This is a genomic window from Curtobacterium ammoniigenes NBRC 101786 (assembly GCF_001571045.1).
Lineage (GTDB): Bacteria > Actinomycetota > Actinomycetes > Actinomycetales > Microbacteriaceae > Curtobacterium > Curtobacterium ammoniigenes.
Map to the genome: position 1 here is coordinate 107,747 of NZ_BCSV01000001.1, position 25,975 is coordinate 133,721.

Sequence of the window (25,975 nt, forward strand, 5' to 3'; positions counted from 1 at the left end):
GGTCTCTTCGTCCGTGGCACGTTTCGAGGGCGTTCTGCGGCAGTCGTTGGCCGATTCGGTGTATGTGCGGTTCGGCTTTGGGCTCGCGGATAGTTCCGAGGGCCGCGTCGGGGAACGAAAAATGCCCCCTGGCCCGTGTGCGGGCAGGGGGCATCAGCTCCGGAGGCAGCGTGAACCGTCCCCGGTTTGATGCCGCATCCTTTTGAGTTGGAAGGATGGCAGTCATGCCGAAGAAGATCGATCCCGCGCTCCGGGAGCGAGCCGTCAGGCTCGTGCGTGAGCACCGGTCGGAGTACCCGTCACTGACGGCCGCGTCAGCGGCCGTGGCCCGACAGGTTGGGGTCGGTAACGAGACCGTGCGGCGGTGGGTACTGCAAGCCGGTATCGACGACGGCACCCGTGACGGGGTGACCTCAGTCGAGCATGCTGAGATCAAGCGGTTGAAGGCGGAGAACGCCCGGTTGCGGGAAGACGTCGCGATCCTTCGCGCGGCGACGACTTTCTTCGTGGGGGAACTCGACCCCCGCAATCGTTGATGCTGGGCTTCATCGACACGATGAGAGCTGAGGGGCACGCGGTCGAGTCGATCTGCCAGGCCCTGCGTGAGCAGGGCTGCCAGATCGCCGCGCGCACCTACCGGGCTTGGCGGCAGGGTCTCGTGTCGACCAGGACGGTCACCGACGCGCTCGTCGTGGACGCGGTTCGCGAGGCCGCCTGGACCACCGTCGAGATCGGCGGCCGTGAGCGTCGGGTGCTGACCCCGGAAGGGCTCTACGGGCGGCGGAAGATGACCGCGCTGATCCGCCGCACCACGCTTCCCGGCGCCTCGCGCGGCGCAATGGACCGGGCCATGCGGACGCTCGGACTGTCTAGTATCCGCCGCGACAAGGGCATCCGCACCACGATTCCCGCAAAGGACGGGATCCAGGCAGGGGACCTGCTGAACCGCGACTTCACGGCCCCCAGATCCGATCACACCTGGGTGATGGACTTCACCTACTGCCGCACCTGGGCCGGCTGGGTCTACGTCGCGTTCATCGTCGACGTCTACTCGCAACGCATCGTCGACTGGCATGCGCAGACCACCAAGCACGTTGAGCTCGTGATGATCCCGCTGCGGATAGCGCTCTGGGAACGCGGCCGTCAAGGCCACCCCATCCAACCGGACCAGCTGCGAGCACATTCGGACGCGGGGTCTCAATATGTCTCGCTTGCCTACACCGACAAGCTCTCGCTCGACGGCATCGCCCCGTCGATCGGCTCCGTGGGCGACGCGCTTGACAACGCTCTCATGGAGACGATCAACGGGCTCTACAAGGCCGAATGCATCCGCACGACCGTGTTCCATGACGGCCCCTATCGGACCCTCAGCGACGTCGAGTTCGCGACCGCCGGATGGGTCGACTGGTACAACACCCGTAGGCTTCACTCGAGCTCGGCTACGTTCCACCCGCCGAGTTCGAGCAAGCCCACTACGCGACCCTCAACCGAGAGCCGCAACCCGCATAGGGGCGGCCGAAAACCTGGGGCGCTTCATGCTCAGGTTGATTGCCGTGTGGCGATGAATGGTCTGACGTATTCGATGCGCGGCTCGAGGGGTTCTCCTCGGGCCGCGGCGAGAAGTCGTGAGGCGGCGAGTTCTCCGATTTTTCGGAGGTTGAGGTCAACGCTGGTCAGTGTGGGGCGGGACGCCTCGACCATGAGGTCCCAGTTATCGACGCCGAGCACGGCAATGTCGTCAGGGACTTGAATACCTCGCTCGCGGAGGTGGTCGAGTACGCCGCGGGCTACCTGATCGCTAACGCAGAAGATTCCGTCGAGCTTTCGCCCGCCTGCGAGCAAGCTGGCGGCGGCGGTGCGTCCCCAGTTCTCCGTCCACTGTCCGTGGATGACATCCATGCGTGCGTTAGCGGGGGCGTGGTCTGCCAGTGCCGCGTTTGCTCCAGCGACTCGTCGCGAACTGGTGAGACTGTCTTCTTGGCCTGCGATGACGGCAATCGCCGTTCTGCCGAGCGAGAGGAGATGTTGAACGCCAAGGTATCCCACGGCTTCGTCATCGGGGACGACGGAGTGGTCGGTTGGATCGTCCGATGCTCCGAGCGCATACACGACGGGCACTCCCGGAAATCGCCCGATCGATGGTCGAATCTCGCTGGTCGATCCGGTAACGAGGATGCCGTCGACGCCGCGTTTGAGCAGGCGTGCGACGTGGTAGTTCTCTCGAACCGTGTCGCCGCGGATAGCGCCGAGCATCAGGTCGACGTCTGAACTCGTCGCGACGTCTTCTACGCCTCCGAGCATCCCGACCATGAAGCGGCCGTATTCGTCGGTGCTGAGGACGCCGAAGGTGAGGTCTCGCTTGTCATACCTCGAGGCTGAGCTGTCGCGGCGACGGACGCTGACGCCGAGACTGCGGGCTGCCTCGAGAACCTTTTCGCGTGTTTGTTCGCGGATTTGGCCGGTGTCGTTGAGGACTTTCGAGACCGTTCCGGCGGACACGCCGGCGGCTCGAGCGATATCTGCGACGCGCACCGATTGAGCCATCCCTGAATGTTCCTCCTGCCGGTCTCATCCTGACAGGTCAGGCGTGGTCTTGGGTGTCGCTCCCGTTCAGTGCTCGGCTGCTATCTGGATGAACCGGCGATGAGCCCCTCCGCGTAGTAGCGCTGCAGGAGGAGGAACAGTGCCACCACCGGCAGTGCCGCGATGGTTGTTGCTCCGGTGACCAGCCCCGGGTCGACAACGCTGATGCCGAAGTTGCTGTGCGTCGAGAGCAGTGTCAATGCGATGGGGAGGGTGTAGGTCGATTGGTTGGACAAGAACGTGACGGAGGTGATGAGGTCGTTCCAGCCGGCCATGAATCCGAATAGTCCGACGGTGATGAACCCGGGCCACGACAGGGGGAGGATCACTCGGAGCATGACCTGCAGTTGGGAGCAGCCGTCCAAGCGGGCGGACTCTTCCAGCTCTACCGAGATCGTGGCGAACGCGTTCCGCATGACGAAGATCGAGAACGGAAGCTGATAGGTCGCAAGCACGAGGATGACGCCCGCAAGCGTGTTCAAGAGCCCCAGGTCTTTCAGGACCACGGAGAGTGGCGTCAGTAGACCTTGGATTGGAACGATGATCGGCGCGAGGACGACCAGGAAGACGAGATCGACCCATCGCGCCCGGACCCGGGCAAGCACATAGCCAGCGGTAACGGCTGCGAAGAGCGCGACCAGGGCGGTGACGATTCCAACGATCGCCGAGTTGACCGCGTAGTGGAGGATGTCGGCGGACGGGCTGAACAGGATGCTGTAGTTGCGCCACGTGAAATGGGTCAGTGATCCCAGCGTCAGCCCTTGGGCGTCAGCGTTGCGTCCTTGGAAGGAGCGGATGACGGTCGTGACGATGGGGCCGATGGCGACGATCGCCAGGATAGTGCCCACCATGACATAGCCGCCGCGGGAGAGTGCGGGCGTTTTGGGGGTTCGGCGAGGTCGGGTTTCCACGATTGTGCGGGAGGTCATGTCAGTCTTCTTTCCGTCCGAGGACCCGCAGCTGGACCGCCGTGATGAGCAGAATCACAAGCGACACGACGACGGAGATCGCGGCTCCGTAGCCGAGTCGGAATTGGATGAACGAGGTCGTGTAGGTGTAGAGCACGACCGTCGTTGTTCCGCCTCCCGGACCGCCTTTGGTGAGCGCGTAGAACTGGTCGAACGTGAGGATGGTGCCTCCGATGGAGAGGATCAGGCACAAGCCGATGGTCCGCCGGATCAGCGGTGTGATGATGCGTGTCTCAATCACGAACCAGGACGCGCCATCCATGCGTGAGGCCTCGATGACTTCCGGCGGCACCGCTTGCGCGGCTGCCATTAGCAGGATCATCGCCGTTCCCGCTGTCTTCCAGATTGTCAGGACGATCACTGCCCAGAACGCGTCGGTGGGGTGTGCGAACCAGGCGGTGTTCCCGCTCCCGAGGCCGGTCGCGGCGAGGAGCTTGTTGATGAGCCCGGTGCCGGGGGTGAGCAGTGTCGACGCCATGAACGACGCTGCCGTGAAGCCGATTACGACCGGAAGAAAGAACGAGGCGCGGAAGATCGAGGAGATCCGGTTCGATCGGCGCAGCATCATCGATAGGCCATAGGAAACGACGAACGAAATCGGGACCAGTACGATGGTGAACTTCAGCGTGAACCAGACTGCTTGGCCAAGGCCAGGGTCTGTGAACAGGGTTCGATAGTTCGCAAGTCCGATCCATTTCGGGACGCCCGTGAACAGCGGCCACTGCGTGAACGACATGTACACCAGCAGCACCATTGGGATGAAGAAGAACACCGCGACGAGGATCAGCGCGGGGCTGACCATGCTTACGGCGAACCAGTTGGCTCGGCGCATCAGCGGCGACGCTCCAGCCCGTCTGATCGGTGCGTCGGCACATGAACCCGCATCGTCGACGCTCCCCGGTTGGCCCACAAGTGGTACGGAATGAAGCGCAGCGTCGTTGTCCGAGTCGGAGCGGGCGGTGCAGGCAGCGCCCGGTATCCGACCTGCTCCCAGGACGATGGTGAGGCCACAAGCCCGTCCGTTGTCAACGCGACGTAGGGTTCTCCCGCGAGTGCGTCTGCGTGCGCTGTGGGCGTGATCGATGGGTCGACGCTAACCAGTTGCAGGTCAACGTCGGGTTCCTGGTCGACGCTCTCCAGGGCATACACCACGGGGCCCCGGCGAAGCGCGACCGTTCCGCGGAGCCCGTCGGCCGCGGGGTGCGGCTCGAGGAACACCGGCCGAAGCGGGAGCTCCAGGTCGACGGTGTCTCCCGGCTGCCACACGCGCTGCAGCCGCGCGTATCCGTGCTCGAGTGGGGCAGCACTCGCGGTGCCGTTGACGCGAATGTGCCACGTCTCAGCCCACGCCGGGATGCGCAGCGACAGTGTCCACGGACTCGACGGGGTCTCCTCGACGGTGATCCGGATCGCTCCATCGAGCGGGTAGGCAGTATCGACAGTGAGCCGAACCGACTCTGCGGACACGGTGTCGTCTATGGTCGCGGGCATATATTGATGCAGCTGAACGCCGGCGCTGTCGGTGGTGGCGATGTAGCCGGTGAGGCTCGCTACGGTTCGGAGGATGTTTGGCGGGCAGCATGCGCACTCGAACCAGGGAGGTCGAGTGCCCTCTGCTTCGGCCCGTGGGGACCGGCGGTGCGGGTCAGCTTCGGGCAGTGACCGTCGCCGTTGGATCGGGTTGTTGTAGAAGTAGGCAACCCGGTCCACACTCGTCGACGCGGCGAACAGGTTATAGAGCGTGTGTTCGATCGCGTCGGCGAAACGTCCCTCACCGCTTTCCAGCAGGAGCCGCCAGGACAGCATCAGATATCCAATCGACGCGCATGTTTCACCGTACGATCGGTCGGTTTGCAGTTCCCAGTCCTCCCCGAATGCTTCGCCATCAAATCGCGACCCGAGCGCGCCGGTGACGTACATCTTGCGACTGGTCATGGTTTCCCACTGGCGGGTGACCGCGGCGAGCAGTGGTTGGTCGTCGGTCTCGATCGCGACGTCAGCAGCGCCGCAGAGGAGGTAGACGCCGCGCACGGCGTGACCGACGGCCTCGTCTTGCTCGCGGACCGGGACGTCATCCTGCAGGTATGCCGAGCCGGCGAACCAGTTCGGAATCCGTCCGTGTCCGCGACCGTCAACGAATTGGCGTGCGAGCGTGAGGTACCGCTGTTCTCCGGTCTCTCGGGCGAGTTCGACGAGCGCCATCTCGATTTCCTCGTGCCCGTCGAGGTCTTGTCTGCGCCCTTCGCCGAAGGTGTCCCAGATCAGATCTGCCGCGCGGATGGCGACGGTCATGAGACGGGGGTCTGAGGATGTGCGGGTGAGGGCGATGGCTGCCTGGATGAGGTGTCCGATGCAGTACAACTCGTGGCTCTGTTCAAGCTCCGCCCAACGTGTACCGCTTCCCGCTTGGATCCAGGAGTTCAAGTAGCCGTCGTCTTCTTGAGCGGCCGAGATGATGCTGACGAGTTCATCGAGTTTGTCGTCGTGGCCGAAGGGAGCGGCATCGCCGGCGCGGAGCCACGCGAGCCCTTCGACTAGCTTGTAGAGGTCGGAGTCGGTGAACCATAGGCCGCGTCGTTCCAGGGTTGGGTCGGCATCTGGCGCGAGCCGTCGAAGATTGTCGATCGTGCCATCGTGCTCAAGCCAGTCGACCTGATGCCGGACCGATTCGTGCGCATTTGCGCGCTGCCACCGCTGCCACATCCCTCCGGTGACGTGCACGTTCGAAAGTGGCATCGGTCGGAGCGCGACGGTGGCTGCGGGGCTGGGATGGACGGGTCCGCGCGCGTGATGGGGCGGGGAGTGGTCGGCGAGCTGGTCGGTGGAGGTGGCGATTTCGTCCAGCATTCGTTAGGAGCCAATCTGGTTGTAGGCGGCGGAGATGAGCTTGTCGGCGGCTGTGGCGGCCTGCGGGAGGACCGTTGCTGGATTCGCGCCGTTGAAGATCACGTTCTGCGCTGCGGTGGTCCACGGCCCGTTCGGGTCGTTGATCACGGCGTTGTAGGCGATGCTCAGCGGAAGCCGGGCAGAGTTGAGTGCTTGCAGGGAGTGGGCGGGGTCCGACTTCAGGAGTGCTTTGGCCTGCGTCGTGTTCGGAGGCACTGTTCCATTGGCGAGGACCAGCTTCGCGGCGGTTTTGCTGCTCACGCTCCACTTCAGGAAGTCCCATGCGCTGCTCTGATGCTTCGAGCTTGCGACGATGCCGAGCCCGTCACCCCCAAGGAAGCCACTGAGCTTCCCGGACTGACCCGGAATCCCGGCAGCGTAACCCCACTGCTGCTTTTGCGCGTCGGCTCCGGAGATCGCCCATGTTCCCGTGAACGCAATACCGATTTTCCCGGTGTCGAGCATCTGCATGGTCTGACCGCCCGGGTCCTGGTTTGGCGCCTCCGTGGGTGGCATCACGCCGGACTTCCACATCTGCTGCAGCCAGAGCAGATCCTTTGACACCGCGGGCGACGACGCCCACGTTGCCTTCTGCTTCGAGCCAAGTGAACTGAGCAGCTGGCCGCCGTCGGCCCACATCATCGGGAAGCCGGTATATGCGCCACCGGCCGACCCGAGCGTGGAGAAGCCATAGGTCTTCGGGTCGAGCTTGTGAATTGCTTCCGCGTCGTGTTCGACCTCGGCGAGGTTGGCTGGCGCCTTGTCGGGGTTCAGCCCGGCAGCCTTGAACAGGCCTTTGTTCCAAATCATCTGCGACGAGCCGACGGCGATCGGAAGCGAATATTGCTTGCCACTGACCTGGCCCGCCTGCATCGCGGGCTTCATGAGTTCGCCATCGGATGCCAGGGCCGAGGTCTTGCTGCTCAGATCGGCCAGCAGCCCCTCGGTGCCAAGGAGGGGCGCATTGACAAGGTCGAAGGCGATGACGTCCGGGGCCGAGTTCGAGCGGACGGCGTTGCTGAGTTTCTGCAGGAACTGCGCGTCGGCGACGGGCGTGTACTGCACTTTCTCGCCAGGGTTCGCCTTCTCGTATGCCTGGATCAGCGGCTTCACTTCTGAAGCGCCGCTGCGACCCCAGACGGTGATCGTCCCGCCGCCTTTGGATGGGCCGGATGCTGCTGCCCCACCAGACGCACTGCAGCCCGCCAAGGCTGCGATCACGACCGGAAGCAGACCAATCGAAAGTGCTGCCTTCACTCGTTTGGACATCATTGTCTCCCTCTCCGGAAAGTTTTCCGGCAAATCTTTCTGATAGCGTGACGGTATCGTTCGGGATTCGGGCATGTCAAGCGCTGATTCTGCGTCTGCTCGTGCTCATTGGGTCAGCCGACGCATTGCGTCAGGACCCCGCAACGCCGCAGGTCAACGAGGTTCGGAAGGGGTTCAGCTGGTGGGTGCAGAGCCGGTAGAAGAGGGGGTGGTGCGCCCGTTCCCGGAAGGTAACCCGCGTGCGGCGGCGGGCTCGGTAGTGCGCGGTGAGCGGTGGCGGGTCACCGTTCTTGCCGACGGGCTCTTCCGAGTTGAATGGTCGAACGATGGTGGCTTCGAGGACCGAGCGTCCACGTTTGCGCTGACGCGTCATCTGCCCGTGCCACCGCACGCGGTGGTCCGGCGGGGTTTCGGCGTGGAAATCACCACGGCGCGCGCGACGCTGCGCTACGACGGCGCGCCGCTGTCTCCCGATGGGCTGGTCGTGCAGCTGCGGGATGGATCGGGTCACACCTGGCGGTTCGGCGACGAGTCCGGGAACCTCGGCGGGACCGGTCGGACCCTTGATGATGTTGACGGCCCGATGCCGTTGGAGTCCGGGATCCTCGCGCGGACGGGGGTTGCGATGCTGGACGATTCCGCGTCGTTCCTGTTCGATGCGGACGGGTGGATCGGGGAGCGTGCTCCGGGGCGTCGCGACGTCTACCTGTTCGCATACGGGCATGAGTTCGATGCGGCGTTGCACGCGTTCTACGCCGTCTCCGGAGCTCCCTCCGTCCTTCCGCGATGGGCGTTAGGGAACTGGTGGAGCCGCTACCATCCGTACACCGATGCGGCGTACCTGGAACTCATGGAGCGTTTCGAAGCCGAAGGTGTCCCGTTGGCGGTCGCCGTTCTCGACATGGACTGGCACAAGGTGAGTTCCGTTCCGGCGCAATACGGCAGCGGCTGGACGGGGTACTCATGGAATCGCGATCTGATATCGCGACCGGAGGCGTTCCTCAGGGCGTTGCACGAGCGAGGGTTGCACGTGACGCTGAACTTGCATCCGGCGGATGGTGTTCGCGCGTTTGAGGATCAGTATGCCGCGATGGCTTCGGCGCTTCGCCAGAGCCCGGAGGCCGAGGCGCCCATCGCGTTCGATCCGGTCGATCGCAGGTTCTTGGAGGCGTACTTCGCCGTGCTGCATCACCCCCTCGAAGCCCAGGGCGTGGACTTCTGGTGGATCGACTGGCAGCAGGGACAGTCCAGTCGAATTCCCGGGGTGGACCCGCTCTGGGTACTGAACCACTACCACTTCCTGGATTCGGCGAGGAAGGGCGGTCAAGGAATGACGTTCTCCAGGTATGCCGGTCCTGGCAGTCACCGTTACGCCGTCGGTTTCTCCGGCGACGCCGTGATCTCATGGGCATCCCTAGCATTTCAGCCCGAGTTCACTGCGACTGCGGCGAACATCGGCTACGGGTGGTGGAGCCATGACATCGGGGGACACATTCACGGCGTCCGCGACGACGATCTGGCGACACGGTGGGTGCAGTTCGGCGTGTTTTCGCCGATCATGCGTCTCCACTCCGCGAGCAACCCGTTCATCCGGAAAGAGCCTTGGATGTATCCGGATGAGGCCCGTTCCGCGATGGTTGCCGCACTTCGTTTCCGACACCGGATGATCCCGTATCTGCACACGATGAACCACCGGGCTGCCGCGGGAACGCCCCTCGTCCGTCCCATGTATCACCTCACGCCAGATCGTGCCGAGGCGTACGCCGTGCCGAACCAATACTCGTTCGGGTCCGAGCTTCTTGTGGCGCCGGTGGTTGAACCCCGTGACCCGGCCACGCTGCTTGGTGCTGCACGAGCGTGGCTTCCGCCCGGGGAATGGACGGACATCTTCACCGGCGTCACCTACGCCGGCGACCGAACGGTCACCTTCCACCGGACCCTGCACAGCATTCCCGTCCTGCTCCGGGCTGGTGGAATCGTGCCCTTGGACTCGTCGGACGCGCTGCAAGCCGGTTCGAACCCCACGAGCATCGAAGTCCTTGTCGCTCCCGGAGCCTCGGGATCATTCACCCTCATCGAGGACGGCGATGACCCCGACGCCACATGTCGCACGGAGCTCTCCTGGGATGACACCGCCGCCCGGTTCACCGTCGGGGCAGCCAACGGTGCCACGCACTCCCTTCCGGCGCAGCGCACATGGCGCATCACCTTCCTCGGCGCTCAGGAGCCCGCCCCACGTCGCACTGAGCTCGGCGCGGATCGATTCTCCGTCGACATCGTCGCGGCAACCGCGACCGGCGCGGCGGCGACGCTTCCACGTCGACCCGTTCGAAGCCGCGCTCACGCGCGAGAAATGCGGAGCCTCCTCCAACGAGCGCAGATCGCAAACGACATCAAAGCGTCGCTCTGGGCGGCTCTCTCCGACGCGGCGTCCTCGCTCGAGCAACGTCAGGCAATCGAACACGCGCAGCTGGCCCAGCCGCTCCACGATGCACTTCTCGAACTCATCGACAACGCCTAGAAAAACATTCCGGAAACTATTGCCAATTGCGGAAATTTGAGTAGCCTCGACCCTGTCAAGGACGACCTGGAGGCTTCCTATGCGGACTCAAACCAACGGCGGCAAAAGGCGGATTCCCGCCCTGATCGCGGCTCTGGCGTTGGTGATCGGGGCGATGTTCCTCGCCGCGCCAGCGCGAGCGAATGTCCCCGGCGGGAGCATGTACACGCGAAGTTCGTCGGACGAGTTCATGGCCTACTCGCGCGTCATTCGCCTCGCCCACGCCGGCGCCGCAAACGGGACCCTCCTCGGGACGTTCGAGCACGCCTCTGTTAGCGGACAACCGACCGACTTCGTCATCCGTAAGTCCACTGACGACGGAGCGACCTGGTCCACGCTGACGACGCTCTCGGACCCGCTCACGGGAACCGGTCATCCGTCGGATCAGATGTGGCAGCCGTTCCTGTTCGAGTTCCCGAAGCAGATGGGCGCGTATCCCGCGGGAACAATCCTGCTCGTGGGCAACATGTCGCCGAGCGCGGCGAACACGACCTCATTCGTGATCTGGCACAGCGAGGACGAGGGGGCGAGCTGGACCACCTCCGGTGTTGCTATGCAAACGGGGGGCGGCGGTGCCGGAGCGCCCTATGGAGGCTCAGGCATCTGGGAGCCTTTCGTTACCCTCGACGGGCAGGGCCGGCTTGCGATGTTCTTCTCGGACGAGCGCACCGAGCCCGCGCACGCCCAAGTCGTCGCTCACATTGTTTCCAATGACGGCGGAGACACGTGGAGCGCGAACCCTGACGGATCAACGAACTTTGCGCCGGGTGAGGTGATCGACGTGGAGAGCACAACGGCGAGCGACCGACCCGGGATGCCCACCGTCGCGACGCTGCCCGACGGCCGAATGGTGCTCGCGTATGAAATCTGCGGGAACGGCCGCAACTGCGAAGCGCACACGAAGACCTCAACCGATGGAGGCGCCACGTTCGGCTCCGGTCCTACCGATCTCGGCACCGAAGCAGTCACCGCGGACGGCCGCTACCTCGGCAGCAGCCCGTACATCGTCTGGACACCTGCCGGCGGACCGAATGGACAGCTGCTCTTGACCGGCATGCGGACCCGAATGGTCTCCGACAATTCGTTCACTCCGGAAGATCGTCAGGCGATCTTCGTGCGCGACCCGAACTCCACCGGACCGTGGAATTGGATGCCTGCACCGTTCCAACCGACGGTCGGTGCCGCGCAGAACTGCAGCACGAGCTACAGCCCAAATCTCCTGCTGAGCACCGACGGCTCCACCGTGCGCGAAACGACAGCCACATCGACCGGTTCTAACGGAACCGGCTGCGCGGAAGGCACGGCAACAGAGCCCGTCGGTCAATTCCCATGGAGCGCGAATCTCACCTCCGGGGATCCCGGCTGGATCCAATACGGAGGATGCTGGCAGGCCACCGGCGGGACGCTCTCGGACACCTGCGGCGGCGCGGCGGGTAACAAGGATCTCGCCGGGTCGACCGGATGGACGAACTACGTGCTCCACGGAGACGTTCGCATCGACTCCGGAAGCCAGGCAGGGTTCATAGTTCGCGCAAGCAACCCAGGCGTTGGCGCAGACGCTGGCAACGACTACTTCATCGGCGTCTCATCGGCATCGCTGTTTATCGGCCGGCAGGACGGCTCATGGCATCCGTTGACCTACACCGCGATCCCCGGCGGTCTCGATACAGGAACGTGGTATCACCTCGACATCACTGTTTCCGGCTGCTCGATCTCGATCGCCGGAGCCCCCGCCGCGGGAGGAACCTCGGTCGCGCTCGACTACACGGACACCGGCTGCGGACTGACCCAAGGCGCGATCGGAGTCCGCGATCAGAGTGGCTCCGGCAGCTGGCGGAACATCAGCGTGGCGGCGGCAAGCTGACACTGGGCCCGACTGCTCCGATCAGGCGACGAGTTCGGATACGCGATGCGCTGGAACTCCGAGCATCAGCAGGCTCGTCGTGACGGCTCCTGACGCGTCGGGCTCCCATGTGTCACGCCGTTCGTCTGCGAGCGCGAAGACGGTCGCGGAGCTGAGGCGAGCGAGCACGTCAGGGGGAAGATGCATTCCAAAGACGCCGTCTTCCTGCCCATGGCTGATTACGCCCGCGATCGCTTCATCGACGGAGTGCAGCACGGTGTGGATCTCGGCACCGTGGTTCCCGCGTCGGAGCGCGAGCAGCACACGATAGCGATGGGCGAGTGGCCAGAGTTCGGTGACGAATTGCGCCCAGACCTCATCCGCGGGGGAACTTGACCCACGTGAGCGCTGCAATAAGGTCGTCATCTCTGCCGCCGCCTGTGTTGCAAGCGCCCGTACGAGATCGCTCCGCGCCGGGAAATATCCGTAGAGCGTACGGCGCACGACACCCGCTGCAGCGGCGACGTCGCTCATGCTCGCATCCGGGGCGTGGCCGAGCAGCTCGCGAGCGGCGTCCAGGATGCGCAGGCGCGTGGCCTCCATCGCCTGGGCTCGGGAGCCGATCACTGCCACGGAAACATCGTTGCATACCTGCGTGCAGCGGCGCCGTGCGCTGCCCTGTGATGCTGCACGAGGGCCTCAGGAGATCGCCGGGCTCCCATCCTCGACCGGCTTCTCATCGACGCGGCCAACGGTCGGGTCGATCGCGGTCGGGTCGTTCAGGAGGGAGCCCCACGCCTCGGTATCAATGCCGAGTTCCTTCCGGAGGAACGCTGTCGAGGCGGTTCGGACGAGATCGACTCGTGCTGGGCTCTCGTCCGTGGTATCGGCCGCGCCGTAGCGATGGATCCCGCCGAGTGAGTGCTCGCCGCCGTGTACGGTCACCAGAGCGCGTGCACCCGGGCTGAGGCGGAAGACATCGGTGAACCAGTCCGGACCGCGGGTGGAGAGAGGGGACTGATCGTGGTCGCCCCACACGACCAGCGACGGCGTTCGCAGGTCTGAGAAGTCTGGACTCATGAACGGGAAGTTCTCCTGGGCGAACGGCGACAGGTCATCTCCGCCGGTACCGGTCGTGGCGAGAAGGACGCCAGCCGTGACGCGTCCGTCAAAGCGGGAAGGACCGGGCTTCCCGTCCTCGTCGATCACCCGAGCGCCGAGGAGCATCCCGACGGACTGGCCGCCCCACGAATGCCCCGCCACGGCGAGACGTCCGACGTCCGTGCGTTGCGCGAGGCCCGGGACCGCCTCGAGGAGTTCGGGGAGATTGTCAATGACCGTTTCAAGGTCGTCAACGCGTTGGCGCCAAATCGTGCGGTATCGCGGATCGGCCGGGCCGAGGCCAAGGCTGGCCGAGTCGAGAAACGTCGGTTGAACGACAACGAATCCACTTGCAGCCCAGTGATCAACGAGTGGGTCGTACGCGTCCAACGCCAGACCGAAGCCGTGGGCGAAGATGATCACCGGAAGGTTCGTTCCAGCAGTGGGAGCGGAGACGCGGGTTTGGAGGTCGGTGCCGCGAGGGGGCGTTGCGAGCGTGACCGGCTTGACGGCGATGATTTGCGACATTCACTGATTCCTTCCGAAGCGGGCTACAAAGCGGAGCGCCGCTCCAGAACTATACGGAGCGCTGCTCCACATAGCAAGCGTTGGGGGAGCGATGCTCCGAAGGTAAGGACCGTTCTGCGAGACTGGTGCCGTGACTGGGGCTGATGAGACCCGAGAGACCTCGAAGCGTCGCGACGCGATGCGGAGCGAGCGGGCGATCGTCGAAGCGGCTTCGCGGCTGTTCGCGGAGCGAGGCGTCGACGCAACCGTCCGCGAGGTCGCGGTCGCTGCCGGCGTCGGCATGGGAACGCTCTATCGACATTTCCCGAATCGCGCGGACCTCATGGTCGCCGTCTATCGGCAGCAGATCGAGGCGTGTGCGGAGGCTGGCCCGGCGCTCCTTGTTTCATCGCCGAGTCCGCTCCAGGCGGTGCACGAATGGGTGCAGCTCTTTGTGCGATTTCTGGCAACGAAACACGGTCTGGCGAATGTGTGGCAAGGCGACGTTGCAGGACTGTCCGCGCTGCATCGCGTCTTCATTGAGCGGCTCGTGCCCGTCCTGGCGGAGCTCCTCGACGCGGCGCGCCGATCGGGTGAGGTCGTCGCAGACATCAGCGCGTATGAGCTCATTCGAGCGGTGGGAGACCTCGTTGCCTGGGCGGGTCCGGACCCGGACTATGACGTTCGGCGCATCGTGTCGCTGGTGGTCGGCGGGCTGAGGCAGCCGCTCTTCGCGCTGCGGCCGCGGGAAGACTGAGGCGATGCCGGAGCGCGCTCCGGCCGGGTCCGCGTTGATCATTCGAGCTTGACGCGCCGGCTTGATTCTGATGGCGGACGAAGCGCGGCGGCGAACGTCATTCGGTAGTCGCTCGGAGTTGTTCCGAGTACTCGACGAAAGTGCAGGCGGAGATTGGCTGCTGATCCCAAACCGGCTCGCTCCGCGATCTGGTCGATCGGTAGCTGAGTGTCCTCGAGCAGCGTCCTGGCGGCGCTGAGCCTGGCCTGAAGAAGCCAGCGGTGCGGCGTTGTGCCGGTCTCCTGGACGAATCGTCGTTCGAAGGTCCGCTTCGACAGAGAGGCGCGGGCCGCCATCTGGGCGACCGTCACCTGCTCGTCGAGGTGGCGGTGCGCCCAGGCTCGAGTGTCGTCGAGAATGGGCTCGGTGGAGGCGGACGGGATGGCCTGAGCTGGGGGCGCGTATTGCGCTTGGCTGCCAGGGCGGCGTGGGGCCGTGACCAGACGCCGTGCGACCTCGTTCGCCGCTTTCGCTCCAAGGTCCTTCCGCACGATGTAGAGGCAGAGGTCAAGCCCTGCAGCGACGCCTGCGGAAGAGAGCACCGAGCCTTGGTCGACGAACAGGACGTTCGGATCGACCTGGATGTTGGGATATCGACGCGCCAGTTCCCCAGCCGCGTCCCAATGCGTCGTTGCACGCAGCCCGTCCAGGAGGCCAGCGTCGGCAAGTGCAAACGCCCCGTAACAGATGGACACCATTCGGCTGCCCCGTCGGTGCGCTTGGGCTAGCGCCGCGCGCACGGCGTCCGACAGTGGCCGGGTAGGCGGCGCATAGCCCGGAATGATCACGGTGTCTGCGGTCCGGAGAGCGTCTAGTCCTGCCGTCACAGCAATGCCGATCCCCGACCCCACCCGCACCACGCCGACGGACTCGCCACAAACGGTCAGCCGGTACGGCATGTCGGCGCGCTCGGCGAACACCTGCAATGGGATGCCCACATCGAGGGGCAGGGCGCCCTCGAGAACAAGGACAACGACCGAATGGGCCTCTCGGTTCCGCATCATGGCGAAATAGTTGCACATGTTGCCGTTTCCGCCACTGTCGTCCGAAGCGGAACCGCGTGACGGTAGGGGCGTGCTTTCAGTACCAGAGACACCTCTTGCTTCTCGGACCCTCGCCTTCGTGGCTTCCGCTGCCGGCTTCCTGACGACGATGGCGGCAGCTGGTGCGCCCAGCGTGCTGCTCGCGCGGTATCAGTCGTTCTGGCACTTCCGCGATAGCGCTCTCACTGTCGCGTTTGCGATCTACGCGCTCGTTCTCGTCGGTGCGCTCCTTGTTTTCGGGTCCGCGTCGGATCGCCTCGGCCGGCGACCTGTCGCGATTGGATCGTTGGCGCTTACCGCTGGAGCGATGGTCCTGTTCTTGACGGCGCACGGGGTCGGTTCACTCATCGTTGCCCGGGGTGTCCAAGGTGCAGCGACGGGGGCCGCCACAACGGTGTTCAGCGCCTCCGTTGTCGAGCTCGCTCCCGCGCGGCTTCGGCGCGTGGCCGAGGTGCTGGTGAGCATCACGACGGCAGGCGGTCTTGGGATTGGGATCGTCCTCGCCGGTGTGGCAGTGCGCTTCGCCGCACGGCCTTCGGTAGTCGTCTTCGGGTCGTCGTTGGTGGTTGTCGTCGTCGCCGCGGCTCTCCTTCTGGCTGCTCCCGAGACGGCGCGGGGGCGGGATGAAGTGCGTGTCAGGCAGAGCGGACCGCTCGGGATCCATGTCAGCGTCGGAGGAGCGCTCGCACGACTCATGCCAGGTGTGGCAGGGATTTGGATGTCAGCCGGACTTATCTTGGGTCTCGGGTCGTCACTCGTCAGCGCACGCCTTCACATCACCGATAGCGTCACCGGATCTTGGATCGTCGCTGCGCAGCCCCTGACAGCAACGATCTTCATGATTCTCATTGCTCCCCGCATTGCTGCGCGGCACGCTCTGCCCCTCGGACTCGTGGCGACCCTGATCGGCGTTTCAACCGAAGGTACGGCGTTCATCAGCGGCATTCCCACGCTCGTGATTGTGGGTGCCGTTATAACGGGCGTCGGGTTCGGCGCAGTCTTTTCCGGCGTCCTGCGCTACCTCCTGCCGGGCATCCGGGACGACGAGCGCGCCAGCTTCTTCGCGATCTTCTACCTTGTCGGGTACGTCGCGTATGGCGGATCCGTGATTGCGGCAGGATTCGTCGGTGACCTGATCGGCCTGGCCGCGTCGGCATCGCTATACGCCGCCGCCACGATCATCGTCGTTGCAATAGCTCTGCCGCTGAGCCGGACGCTGCAGGCACGATCTCCTCACCCCCGCGGGCGTGCGAGAGACTTCGACTGAGTTGGCCTGCGCGCACGTCTCGGGCGGCGGCCGACAGGCTGCGCATTCACACCTGGCCCTGACTTCGGAGGCTTCGAAGCCCGGTGCGGAGCTCGCTGACGAGAATCTCCGGCTGCTCGAGGGCGGCGAAGTGTCCGCCTGCGTCGGGCTCGTTGTAGTGGATGAGGTCGCGATACGTGTTCTCGACCCAGGACTGTGGCAGGCGGGGGATATCGCGGGGAAAGACGGTCACCGCGACCGGCAGCGTCAGCTTCGGGCCGGCCATCGTCGCCGAACGGTTCTCCCAGTAGATCCGCGCGGACGACGCAGCGGTGTTCGTGAACCAGTACAGCGAGATCGTGTCCAACATGCGGTCGACGCTGACTGCGTCTTCGGCGAGTCCGTGGTTGTCGGTCTTGGATTGGAACTTCTCATAGATCCATGCGGCTTGCCCGGCGGGGGAATCTGCCAGGGCGAATCCCACTGTCTCAGGTTTCGTCCCTTGGAGGTGATTCGAGCCTCCGAGTGTGCCGCCATAGCGGGCGAGGCCGTCCACTGCGCGCTGCTCCTCGGGGGAGAGGGCGGAGGGGATCTCGGCGGGGAACGCGTACGGCGTGCTCAAGTGGATGCCGAGGAGGCCGGCAGGCCGCATCGCGCCGAGCATGGTGGTGATGACAGCGCCCCAGTCGCCGCCGTGCGCGACCCAGCGTTCGTATCCGAGGCGCTGCATGAGTTCGACCCACGCGGAGGCGATGCGCGTCGCGTCCCAGCCGGTGTCGGTCGGCTTGCCCGAAAAGCCGAAGCCGGGGAGGGATGGGATGACGACGTCGAACGCGTCGGCCGCGTGGCCGCCGAAGGATGCCGGGTCGATGAGCGGACCGATCAGATCGAGGAAGTCGATGATGGAGCTCGGCCATCCGTGCGTGAGGATGAGGGGCATCGCGTTCGGATTGTTGGAACGCGCGTGGATGAAATGGATGTCCACACCGTCGATCTGCGTGCGGAACTGCGGGAATCCATTCAGTTCAGCCTCGAGCCGGCGCCAGTCGTACCGGTGGCGCCAGTGCTCAATGAGCGATTTCGCGTTCTCGAGCCGAACTCCCTGTGACCAGTCGGCCACAGTCTCCGGCGAAGGCCAACGCGTCTGCGCCAGCCTCCGGCGAAGGTCCTCGATCTCGCTGTCCTGCACGGAGGCCCGAAAGGGCGACACGAGGTCGCTTTCCGGGGCGAAAGGTCGGGTCATGGAGGCCTCCTGAGCCGATGCGTGGCGAAGCAATTTGCTGCACATTAGTGTGCAGCGTAACTGCATTGCACAGTGATGTGCAACGGGACAACATTGACTCGGTTCATCCGCAATGTCGATGGTGCGCCAGCGGCGCCCCCGCTGAGACGTTCGGCGCGTCAGCCAATCGCGGTCGGGAGCACGCGGCGGCCCGTCGCCAGCCCGCGGATGAAGAGGACGACTGCGCGGGCGAGGACTTGCCCGACGGCCATGAAGAGCAGTGCGTCCACCCAGGCAACCGCGTCGAGTCGATGTTGGATGCTGAACGTTGTGAGGCTGTGGGCGCCTCCGCTCGTATGCGCCCAGATCTGGAAGGCGAGGCGGGCGCCCATGCCGATGATCCAGATCAGCGCTGCCAGTGGACCGGCTTGCGCGAACGTCGTACCCGCTCGATGCCACACGCGTGTGCATGCTGCGGCCACGACACCAAGGGTGAGGCCGATGGTCGAGGTGAACGCGCACAACACGACTCCAGTCGCTGATGTCGGTAATGCGCTGAAGTAGTACCAGACGGCGAGTGCGACGATCGCGACCGGGAGAAGGAGGTGCACGACGCCAAGTTTCCGGGCGCGGAGTTGGAGGAGGACGAGTGCGAGGAGCACGAGATCTGTTGACCAGTCAGTGAATGTCATATCGGCCACGTTCGTCGTCGACAATCGGTCGGTCCTCGTCCGAGGGGTGGGATGCGAGGGACTTCCACCCACGGGTGGAGGCCCCTGAAGGGTGTCCACGAGCTGGAGGCGCGATGGCTGCGATCATGGACACATGCGTCGACCGGGGGTACAACTGCAGGTTGGACTCGCCGTGCTTGCGGTCGCCGCGACGCTCGCATTCGGTGGTTCCGGTCCGTTCGCGGGCCTCGTGGCCGGTGCATCGTGTGTGTCCGCGGTGTGCTGGGGCCTTCGCGCGTTCGTCGCGACGCGGATTCCGCGTCGGGTCGATGTGCTGCTCCTTGGAGTGGTGCTTCTCGGTTCGGCATTCGCTGCGATCCCAACGGCGGCGGTCGCGGCTCAGCCGATGGCGGGCAGTCTGTTCATCGTCGTCGGCGATGCGACCCTCCCGAGGTGGACCCGGTGGGTCTGGCCGACGCTCGCTGCCGTGGCCAGCGCCGCTGGAGGTCTTGTCGGAGGGTCGGTGCTCGCACTTGGCGTCGTGGCGGCTGTTCTGGTCCTCGCGGTTCTTGCCGGGTACTCGCGTCGTCGAGCAAATGTCGTACGCCGACGGGCGCTGGAACGCCTCCGTGAGCAGCATGCCGTCGAACTCGAGCAGGTCCGCGCGGGGCTCGCTCGGGTGCTCACGCCCGACCGCCTGAGAGAACGCTTCCCGAGCGTGACCCGGCGGGAAGCGGATGTGCTGGCGCTGATCGCCCGCGGACAGTCGAACGACGAGATCGCCCGGAACCTCTTCGTTTCCGTGCCCACCGTGAAATCGCACGTGAACGCGCTCTTTGCGAAACTCTCAGCGCGCGATCGCGCGCACGCAGTCGCGCTGGTCCTCGGTGCGGCAGACCCAGTGCGTGAAGCCGGCCAGCACTCTCCGGGTTGAATTCCCGTCGCGGGTTCATGACGGGGCGTCAAGCCGAATGATGCAGGCGTCCGGAATCGGAGTCGGGGGTCGATCGCGCTGTCGTTGCCGGTACGGTTCGAACGTGCAGCACGATGTTTCGCTCAGCGGCTTTGGTGTTCGGGTTGACCCGCTGGGCGAGAGCGATGCGGGAGCGCTGTGGCCGCTGACGGACCAGGAAATGTGGGCGGGCATGCCGGTGCCCTGGCCAGAGAGCGTCGACGCATTCGCTGCACACGTGTGCCATTTGACGCAGACGCCGGGACTGATGGCGTTCACAGTCCGGGACAGCGGGAGTTCAGCCGTGTTGGGTTCGACCGCGTTCTACGATTTCGTTCCAGCGCAGAGACGTGTCGAGGTCGGGTGGACTTGGTACGCGCGCGAGCTCTGGGGCGGACCGACGAACCCGGCAACGAAGTTGTTGCTGTTCACGTATGCCTTCGAGGAGCTGCAGCTGAACCGTGTTGCGCTGCGCTGTGATGTGCGCAACACCCGGAGCGCGGCAGCGATCCGACGACTCGGCGCGATTCCGGAAGGAGTCCTGCGATCCCACCGAGTCGCCGCCGACGGCATCGTGAGTGATACCGCCTACTTCGGTATCACAAAGGGAGAGTGGCCCGAAGTGAGACGTCGCCTTGAGGCACGGCTCGCGGGAGCTCAAGGTTGGGCTTCACGCATCGGGATTTCGCGGTCGATGAACGATCGGACGTGTGGATTGCCGCGAAGGAGACGTACGTCGGGGGGCTGATCAATTGCTGACCGCGGCGATGATGCTGAGGATGCGTTCGCCGAGGAAGCTGAAGGCGGCGGCTGCGATGAGCCAGAGCGGAAGCGCGAGCGAGATCCGGATGGTTGGTTGCTGTCCTGGGATGCGGCCGCTTTGGCGGGCGAGGACGAGTCCCGCGAGCAGCGCTGCGGCGATCGCCGACGCGACGGATACGACGGTGGCGAGCAGGAAGAGCAACAGCCCGAGCGGCGCTGCGGTCGTGTCGGGCACGGCGGTCTCAATGCTCTTTTCCTAATACCATTGGCAGTTAGACCTCGAATGGTTAGAGTTCTGATCATGCAAGCGCCGCAGTTCGACACCCCGCTTCAGCTGATGCGTTGGATCGGGTGGGCCCAGCGCAAGGCTGCCGACGAGTGGGTTCGTGAGCGCGAGCTCACGCACGAGCAGAGCTTCGTCCTCGGCTACCTGCAGCAGAACCCCGGCGCCATCCAGCGAGACATCGCCGCGATGACTCGGACCAGTGCCGCCAGTGTCTCGAGCCTGCTGCAGGGGCTCGAGAAGCGCGGCCTCGTCGAGCGCCGATCCGACGCTGACAATGCCCGGACCAAGCTCGTGTTCGCCACGCCCACCGGCATCGACCTGATCGCCGGGTTCGAGGACGCGATGACCGCCCTCGACGACACCCTGCTCGCGCCGCTCTCGCCGGACGAGCGCACGATGCTCCGCGACCTCCTACGGAAGGTGACCGCCGAGCTGCCGGAACCCACCCGGTAACCGCCTCGCGCCTCCCGGCCGTCAGCCGGAGGCGCCAGCCTGCCCACGCGACGGCCACCGCCGGACGCGCAATCGACCCTGCCCGGAAGGGACCATCATGACCACCGAGACCACCACCGCAGCGGCGACGAACCGCTGGTACCTGTCCGCCGCGCCGATCGCCAGGGCCCTCGTGCATCTCTGCGTGCCGATGGCCGCAGCCATGGTCGTCAGCGCCCTCTACAACGTCATCAACGCGGGCTTCATCGGCTCGCAGCATGACACGTCACTGCTCGCCGCGATCACGTTCGGCACGCCGTTGCTCGGGCTGATCATGGCGATCGGCGGCGTATTCGGCGTCGGTGGCAGCTCGCTGATGTCGCGGCTGCTCGGTGCGTCCGAGAACGACCCGGCGAAGGCCGGCGAGATCAAGCACGTCGCGTCGTTCGCCGTGTGGGGCTCGGTCATCACCGGCATCGTGCTCGGCGGCGCCGGACTGTTGCTGCTCGGGCCATTCGTCGGCGTGCTCGGCGCGGATGCGGCCGCTGTCCCCGCGACGAGCGCCTACGTCGCCGTGATGCTGGCCTTCGTCCCCGTGCTCGCGGCGGCGTTCTGTCTCGAGCAGATGGTCCGTGCCGAGGGGGCCGCGCGCCAGGCGATGGTTGGTCTGGTCCTGTCCACGATCGGGAACCTGGTCTTCGACGTGCTGTTCATCCTCGTCCTGCACTGGGGCGTCGCCGGTGCAGCGCTGGCGGTCGGCCTGGCCAACCTGGTCAGCATCGCCTACTGGGTGCGCTGGCTCGGCAAACACAGCGAGAACGTCTCCCTGTCCCTCCGCTGGTTCACGCTCCGGCCCGCCGTCCTGAAGCCGGTGTTCGGCATCGGCGTCAGCGAACTGCTGCAGGCCGGGTTCCTCATCGTCACGACCCTCGTGCTCAACAACCTCGCCGCGCAGTACGGCAACGACCCGCTCGCCGCGATGGGCGTCGCGGTCCGCATCGCCCAGGTGCCCGAGTTCCTGGTGATGGGCGTCACGATCGGGGTCCTGCCGCTGCTGGCCTACGCGTACGGCAATGGCGACCGCGCTCGTCTGAACTCGGCGATGCGTGCTTCGGCCGTCACCGTCGGCGCGATCGTGCTGCTCTTCTCCGGCACGGTGTTCGTCTTCCGCGAGCAGATCTTCACGGTGTTCTCGACGGACCACTCGGTGCTGGCGATCGGCCTGACGATCCTCGTCGCGCAGCTCGTCGCGACGATCGTGAATGGCTTCACCGGACTCTTCACGTCGCTGTTCCAGGCCGCCGGCCTCGCGACCCCGGCGATCGCGATGTCCATGGCGCAGGGCATCCTGTTCATCCCGATCGTGCTGCTCGGCAACCTGTGGTTCGGGCTCGCCGGGATCATCTGGGCGCTGACGATCACCGAGATCATGGTGTTCCTGGCAGGGCTGGTGATCTGGCTGGCATCCCGCAGCCGAATTCACCGCGGCCTCGCCGCCGGCTCCGAGGAACACGCTCAGGCGGCGGAAGCAACTCTTGCTTGAGAGCAGGCACTCCAGATCTGACCATCGCACCCTGCAGCAGCTGCACGAGCGCGACTACGGCAAGTCCAGCGTCTTCCCCGTCTCCAGCGGCAAGTGACACGAGCCCGCTCAAGCCCGAGGAACAAGCCCAGGGCGATCCACGGTCCGTCGCAAGCCAGACGGCGAAGGGTCATTTCCCTTCGCCGTCATTCGTGAGCCGCACGAGCTGACGGAGGCAGTGCTCCCGCAGCGGCGCCGGAAAATCGGCGGCGAGCCGGTTGAACACCACTCGCCCGACTTTCCGCGTTGTGACCAGGCCCGACGAACGGAGCAGGCGCAGCCCGTAGGACACGGCGTCCTCGGAGACGCCGAGGGCGAGCGCGAGGTCGCCGACGCACATCTCTTCGCTGACGTCCAGTGCGTACACGAGACGGAGGCGCACCGGATCCGCCAGCATGGAAAGCACGCTGGTCAGCCGAGCGACGTCGTCCGCGGTTGGCAGCCGACTGCGCGCGTGGGCAACGCGATCGGCGTCGATCGGGTGGCGGTGATCCGTGATCATGCCTGCGGCGCTTCGGCCGACGCGAACGCCTCTGGGTTGAGCGTGAATGCCTTCTGGCATCCCGCGGCGCAGAAGTAATAGGTCTGGCCGTGGTACTCCGCAGTGAACGGCGCGGTGTCGATATCGACCGTCATGCCGCAGATCGGATCGATCGCGGTTGCTGAGGCATCGGGCATGGCTGCTCCTTCTGTGAGAGGTGGTTGGCCGGTTGTCGACGGCAGGGAGGCGCGATTCGGCTCTGGCAGGTCGGCTGCACCGAAGCGAGCGGGGTCGCTATCGAAGCGTGCGGCGCAGTGGTCCGAGCAGAAGAAGGAGGTTTTCGTCTGATTGCGGCGGGTCGCAGGAGCGTATGCGCGCTCGACCTGCATGCCGCACACCGGGTCGCGAGCGTAGCGGCTCGTATCGACGCTTCGCGTCCGGTGGAGCCAGTACAGCGTGGCAAACACCGCAAGCGCGACGATGTTCAGCCAGGTCGTCGGACCCCAGCCGACCCCCGCAAGGGCGGTTGTCGACGCCGGGGCTGGGGGAGCGATCCGAACGGCCGCGAAGAGATACTCGACCACAAGCCCGGCGATACTCATCGACGCCCAGAAGGTGGCGAGGATCCGGATCGTGATCGCGGTGCCGTAGTACTTGCGGTAGATGAAGAGCAGCGGCAAGGTGATGAGGTCCGCGAAGACAAATGCCACCACGCCGCCGAAGCTGATCCCCCCGTGCCAGAGCGCGGCGGCCAGCGGCACGTTGCCGACCGAGCAGACAAAGCTGATCACGGCGATCAGCGGAGCCACGAGCACGTTTTCGACTGACGACCAGAACCCGTGGCCGGTGAAGAACACCGATTGCCAGACAGCGGCGGGAACCACCACCGCAAGGAGGCCTGCCACGAGGAACCCGATGACGAGTTCCTTTCGGAGCATGGTCAGGTCGCTGATCGTGTACGCAGCAGCGTCCGACCAACCTGATCGCGTTCGCCACGGGCGCGAGCCGCGCCGAGACGGGTCGGGGGCGGGGGAATCGTCCGCAGACGGGCCTCCCTGCAGTCGCTCGCGAACAGGAGTTGTCAGCGCGACGGGGACAACACGGGGAAGCGCAACGCTCAGAAGCGTGACCATGATGACGCCGCCGACGAACTCGGCAAGCGCGAACTGCCATCCGAGGAGCAGCCACAGCACGATTCCGAGCTCGATGACGAGATTGGTGCTCGCGACCATGAAGACCATCGCGCTCGTGAAGTCGGCAGACCGTGCGAACAAGGACTTCGCCAGCGCCGAGGCAGCATAGGAGCACGAGGAACTGATCGCGCCGAACACGGACGCCTTCGCGATCGTTGCCGGGCGGTGGTCGCCCAGTGCGCTCTGCATGCGATCTCGTGAGACGAAGGCCTGCACCATTCCGGACAGGGCAAACCCGAGCACGAGCGCCCAGAGGGTCGACCAAAACATGGAGAACGCTTCGCCGAGTCCCCGGCCGATCAGCAGGAAACCGTCCATACAGATGAACGTACACCCGTACGTCCATACGGATGTACCGGTTGCTGGGCTTCCTCTCGCCTGGGCTGATCACCGGGACCTCATAGCGCGGACAGCGACGGAGGTGTTGAAACGAATGGTGCGTCGACGCGCCCACTCGACGACGCGAGCCAACCCACGCCTCCGAAAGACGGTGATTCCGACGAAGTTCTTCGATCCTGCCCAAAGCCAGAAGAGCGATGACCATGCGCGCGTCTACGCGACGATCGAGATCATCTACACGGTCGTCGACTTCCTCGCTGCCGCGTTGTTCATCGTCGGCAGTATCTTCTTCTTCTCGTCATCGATGCAGACCGCCGCGCTCTGGTGCTTCCTCGTCGGGTCGGTCTGCTTCGCCTTGAAGCCCACGCTCCGCGTGATCCGGCAACTTCGCTACCTGCAACTCGACAAGATCCAAAAGCTTGCGACGATCGAGCATCAGCACGGATGAGCAGCCGCACCCCGATGCCGCGCCATCACCAATGGCGCCTGATGCATCCGGCGTGGCCCGCGGAGATGACCGGCGTGCCCGATCGCTGGCATCGGGACGCGCCTCTGCGCGACCGCCGTCACCCTCCAACCTCCGGACCAGACCCGCGAAGGGCGCGGAGCACGCGGACTGCGTGGCCCCGCTCGGACTCCGGGACGAGCAGGTGGTCGTGATGGAAGCCGGCCAGCACATTGCAACTGATCCCCTCGGCCGCGAGGGCGGTCGAGAACGCGGCGGTCAATCCGACCGCCTCCAGTGAGGACGTGACGGTCAGCGTCAGCCATGCGAACCGTGGCGCGTTGGCGAGCCCGTGCTCGTCCGCATTCCGCGCTGTGACGACCACGGTCAGCCCCTCTGCCTCACGAATCGTCGCATCCGCCAGCTCGACGATCGGCGAACGCGCATCGACCACCGCGAACACGTATGAGTCCTTGCGCACCTCGACATCGAGGTGCGCAAGCATCGCTGCGAGATCCGTCATTGGTGCGGGCATCAGATCCCGGAACCCGTTCTTGACCAGCTCTGGCGCGGTGTCCTGGACCGCTGGACAGTGGATGCGCGGCGGCGGCCATGGCGGTCGTGAGCGGGCATACCCGCATTCTCTCGCGCCGGACTCACGCATGCACTGCTGGCGGCTGGTCCAGAAGGTGAGCGCGCGTCCGCTTGCGATCGTCGATCCGCAGCGATCGCGTGGCAGCGGTAATGAAACGTCGACCTGTTGCGAATTGAGTGACATTGACGCAGACTTTGTCGCAACCACACGAAC

At 65.2% G+C, this 25,975-nt stretch carries 23 protein-coding genes and 1 pseudogene; 10 read left to right on the forward strand and 14 right to left on the reverse strand.

Features of this window, described 5'->3' with window-relative positions:
* Nucleotides 1–224: 224 nt before the first annotated feature.
* Nucleotides 225–1,509 (forward strand): annotated as a pseudogene (locus CAM01S_RS00485) (IS3 family transposase).
* A 30-nt stretch (nt 1,510–1,539) separates the two neighbouring features.
* On the opposite strand, the gene CAM01S_RS00490 reads toward CAM01S_RS00485, so the two are convergent.
* The 5 genes from CAM01S_RS00490 to CAM01S_RS00510 all read right to left on the reverse strand — a co-directional run bounded on the left by CAM01S_RS00490 (nt 1,540) and on the right by CAM01S_RS00510 (nt 7,694).
* Entirely contained in the window at nt 1,540–2,544 is a 1,005-nt protein-coding gene (locus tag CAM01S_RS00490; protein WP_066514536.1) for a LacI family DNA-binding transcriptional regulator, read from the reverse strand.
* Between the two features lie 80 nt (nt 2,545–2,624).
* The gene (locus CAM01S_RS00495) at nt 2,625–3,512 is read right to left on the reverse strand and encodes a carbohydrate ABC transporter permease (protein WP_066514540.1); all 888 of its coding nucleotides are present in this window, start codon (nt 3,510–3,512) and stop codon (nt 2,625–2,627) included.
* Between the two features lies 1 nt (nt 3,513).
* A complete protein-coding gene (locus tag CAM01S_RS00500) occupies nt 3,514–4,383 on the reverse strand; it encodes a carbohydrate ABC transporter permease (protein ID WP_066514544.1) in 870 nt (289 codons plus the stop codon).
* Nucleotides 4,383–6,398: a glycoside hydrolase family 127 protein gene (locus CAM01S_RS00505; RefSeq protein WP_066514546.1), complete on the reverse strand. Its 2,016-nt coding sequence runs from the start codon at nt 6,396–6,398 to the stop codon at nt 4,383–4,385. Before CAM01S_RS00505 ends, CAM01S_RS00500 begins: the two co-directional genes overlap by 1 nt.
* Nucleotides 6,399–6,401: 3 nt before the next feature.
* Nucleotides 6,402–7,694, reverse strand: a complete 1,293-nt coding sequence (locus CAM01S_RS00510; RefSeq protein ID WP_169795794.1) for an ABC transporter substrate-binding protein — start codon at nt 7,692–7,694, stop codon at nt 6,402–6,404.
* 427 nt (nt 7,695–8,121) lie between these two features.
* On the opposite strand from CAM01S_RS00510, the gene CAM01S_RS00515 reads away from it, so the two are divergent.
* Both CAM01S_RS00515 and CAM01S_RS00520 read left to right on the forward strand, forming a co-directional pair.
* Entirely contained in the window at nt 8,122–10,227 is a 2,106-nt protein-coding gene (locus CAM01S_RS00515) for a glycoside hydrolase family 31 protein (protein ID WP_245631488.1), read from the forward strand.
* Nucleotides 10,228–10,306: 79 nt separating this feature from the next.
* Complete coding sequence (locus tag CAM01S_RS00520; protein WP_157071326.1) at nt 10,307–12,130, forward strand: hypothetical protein; 1,824 nt, start codon at nt 10,307–10,309, stop codon at nt 12,128–12,130.
* A 21-nt stretch (nt 12,131–12,151) separates the two neighbouring features.
* Here the strand turns inward: CAM01S_RS00520 and CAM01S_RS00525 are convergent, their stop codons facing one another.
* Together CAM01S_RS00525 and CAM01S_RS00530 are read right to left on the reverse strand one after the other, a co-directional pair.
* Nucleotides 12,152–12,742 carry a TetR/AcrR family transcriptional regulator gene (locus tag CAM01S_RS00525; protein ID WP_217999697.1) on the reverse strand — a complete coding sequence of 197 codons (591 nt, stop codon included), beginning with the start codon at nt 12,740–12,742 and terminating at the stop codon, nt 12,152–12,154.
* A 66-nt stretch (nt 12,743–12,808) separates the two neighbouring features.
* On the reverse strand, nt 12,809–13,738 hold the full coding sequence (locus CAM01S_RS00530) for an alpha/beta hydrolase family protein (RefSeq protein WP_066514560.1): 930 nt from the start codon (nt 13,736–13,738) through the stop codon (nt 12,809–12,811).
* Nucleotides 13,739–13,868: 130 nt separating this feature from the next.
* On the opposite strand from CAM01S_RS00530, the gene CAM01S_RS00535 reads away from it, so the two are divergent.
* A complete protein-coding gene (locus CAM01S_RS00535; RefSeq protein ID WP_245631489.1) occupies nt 13,869–14,474 on the forward strand; it encodes a TetR/AcrR family transcriptional regulator in 606 nt (201 codons plus the stop codon).
* A gap of 38 nt (nt 14,475–14,512) precedes the next feature.
* Here CAM01S_RS00535 and CAM01S_RS00540 read toward each other — a convergent pair whose 3' ends face one another.
* On the reverse strand, nt 14,513–15,517 hold the full coding sequence (locus CAM01S_RS00540; protein ID WP_245631490.1) for a GlxA family transcriptional regulator: 1,005 nt from the start codon (nt 15,515–15,517) through the stop codon (nt 14,513–14,515).
* 118 nt (nt 15,518–15,635) lie between these two features.
* Between CAM01S_RS00540 and CAM01S_RS00545 the strand changes: the two genes are divergently transcribed.
* Nucleotides 15,636–16,823 (forward strand): MFS transporter, encoded by a 1,188-nt coding sequence (locus CAM01S_RS00545; RefSeq protein ID WP_066514563.1) that lies wholly within the window; start codon nt 15,636–15,638, stop codon nt 16,821–16,823.
* A 46-nt stretch (nt 16,824–16,869) separates the two neighbouring features.
* Here the strand turns inward: CAM01S_RS00545 and CAM01S_RS00550 are convergent, their stop codons facing one another.
* Nucleotides 16,870–18,045 carry an epoxide hydrolase family protein gene (locus CAM01S_RS00550; RefSeq protein ID WP_066514565.1) on the reverse strand — a complete coding sequence of 392 codons (1,176 nt, stop codon included), beginning with the start codon at nt 18,043–18,045 and terminating at the stop codon, nt 16,870–16,872.
* Nucleotides 18,046–18,203: 158 nt separating this feature from the next.
* Nucleotides 18,204–18,716 carry a hypothetical protein gene (locus CAM01S_RS00555; protein WP_066514568.1) on the reverse strand — a complete coding sequence of 171 codons (513 nt, stop codon included), beginning with the start codon at nt 18,714–18,716 and terminating at the stop codon, nt 18,204–18,206.
* Between the two features lie 133 nt (nt 18,717–18,849).
* Here CAM01S_RS00555 and CAM01S_RS00560 point away from each other — a divergent pair, with 133 nt between their 5' ends.
* Both CAM01S_RS00560 and CAM01S_RS00565 read left to right on the forward strand, forming a co-directional pair.
* Nucleotides 18,850–19,629 carry a helix-turn-helix transcriptional regulator gene (locus tag CAM01S_RS00560; RefSeq protein WP_066514573.1) on the forward strand — a complete coding sequence of 260 codons (780 nt, stop codon included), beginning with the start codon at nt 18,850–18,852 and terminating at the stop codon, nt 19,627–19,629.
* A 40-nt stretch (nt 19,630–19,669) separates the two neighbouring features.
* The gene (locus tag CAM01S_RS00565) at nt 19,670–20,395 is read left to right on the forward strand and encodes a GNAT family N-acetyltransferase (RefSeq protein ID WP_306306274.1); all 726 of its coding nucleotides are present in this window, start codon (nt 19,670–19,672) and stop codon (nt 20,393–20,395) included.
* On the opposite strand, the gene CAM01S_RS00570 is transcribed toward CAM01S_RS00565, so the two are convergent.
* A complete protein-coding gene (locus CAM01S_RS00570; RefSeq protein WP_066514575.1) occupies nt 20,396–20,644 on the reverse strand; it encodes a hypothetical protein in 249 nt (82 codons plus the stop codon).
* A gap of 66 nt (nt 20,645–20,710) precedes the next feature.
* Between CAM01S_RS00570 and CAM01S_RS00575 the strand changes: the two genes are divergently transcribed.
* A complete protein-coding gene (locus CAM01S_RS00575; RefSeq protein WP_066514577.1) occupies nt 20,711–21,148 on the forward strand; it encodes a MarR family winged helix-turn-helix transcriptional regulator in 438 nt (145 codons plus the stop codon).
* Between the two features lie 97 nt (nt 21,149–21,245).
* Entirely contained in the window at nt 21,246–22,670 is a 1,425-nt protein-coding gene (locus CAM01S_RS00580) for an MATE family efflux transporter (protein ID WP_066514582.1), read from the forward strand.
* A gap of 169 nt (nt 22,671–22,839) precedes the next feature.
* Here CAM01S_RS00580 and CAM01S_RS00585 read toward each other — a convergent pair whose 3' ends face one another.
* Together CAM01S_RS00585 and CAM01S_RS00590 are read right to left on the reverse strand one after the other, a co-directional pair.
* On the reverse strand, nt 22,840–23,211 hold the full coding sequence (locus tag CAM01S_RS00585; protein ID WP_066514585.1) for an ArsR/SmtB family transcription factor: 372 nt from the start codon (nt 23,209–23,211) through the stop codon (nt 22,840–22,842).
* Nucleotides 23,208–24,701: a permease gene (locus CAM01S_RS00590; protein ID WP_066514589.1), complete on the reverse strand. Its 1,494-nt coding sequence runs from the start codon at nt 24,699–24,701 to the stop codon at nt 23,208–23,210. The genes CAM01S_RS00585 and CAM01S_RS00590 overlap by 4 nt, the downstream gene beginning before the upstream one ends.
* Before the next feature lie 115 nt (nt 24,702–24,816).
* Between CAM01S_RS00590 and CAM01S_RS00595 the strand changes: the two genes are divergently transcribed.
* Nucleotides 24,817–25,170, forward strand: a complete 354-nt coding sequence (locus CAM01S_RS00595; RefSeq protein WP_083527591.1) for a YrhK family protein — start codon at nt 24,817–24,819, stop codon at nt 25,168–25,170.
* Nucleotides 25,171–25,288: 118 nt separating this feature from the next.
* On the opposite strand, the gene CAM01S_RS00600 is transcribed toward CAM01S_RS00595, so the two are convergent.
* Nucleotides 25,289–25,690, reverse strand: coding sequence for an ACT domain-containing protein (locus CAM01S_RS00600; protein WP_066514593.1), 402 nt, complete (start codon nt 25,688–25,690; stop codon nt 25,289–25,291).
* Nucleotides 25,691–25,975: the final 285 nt, after the last annotated feature.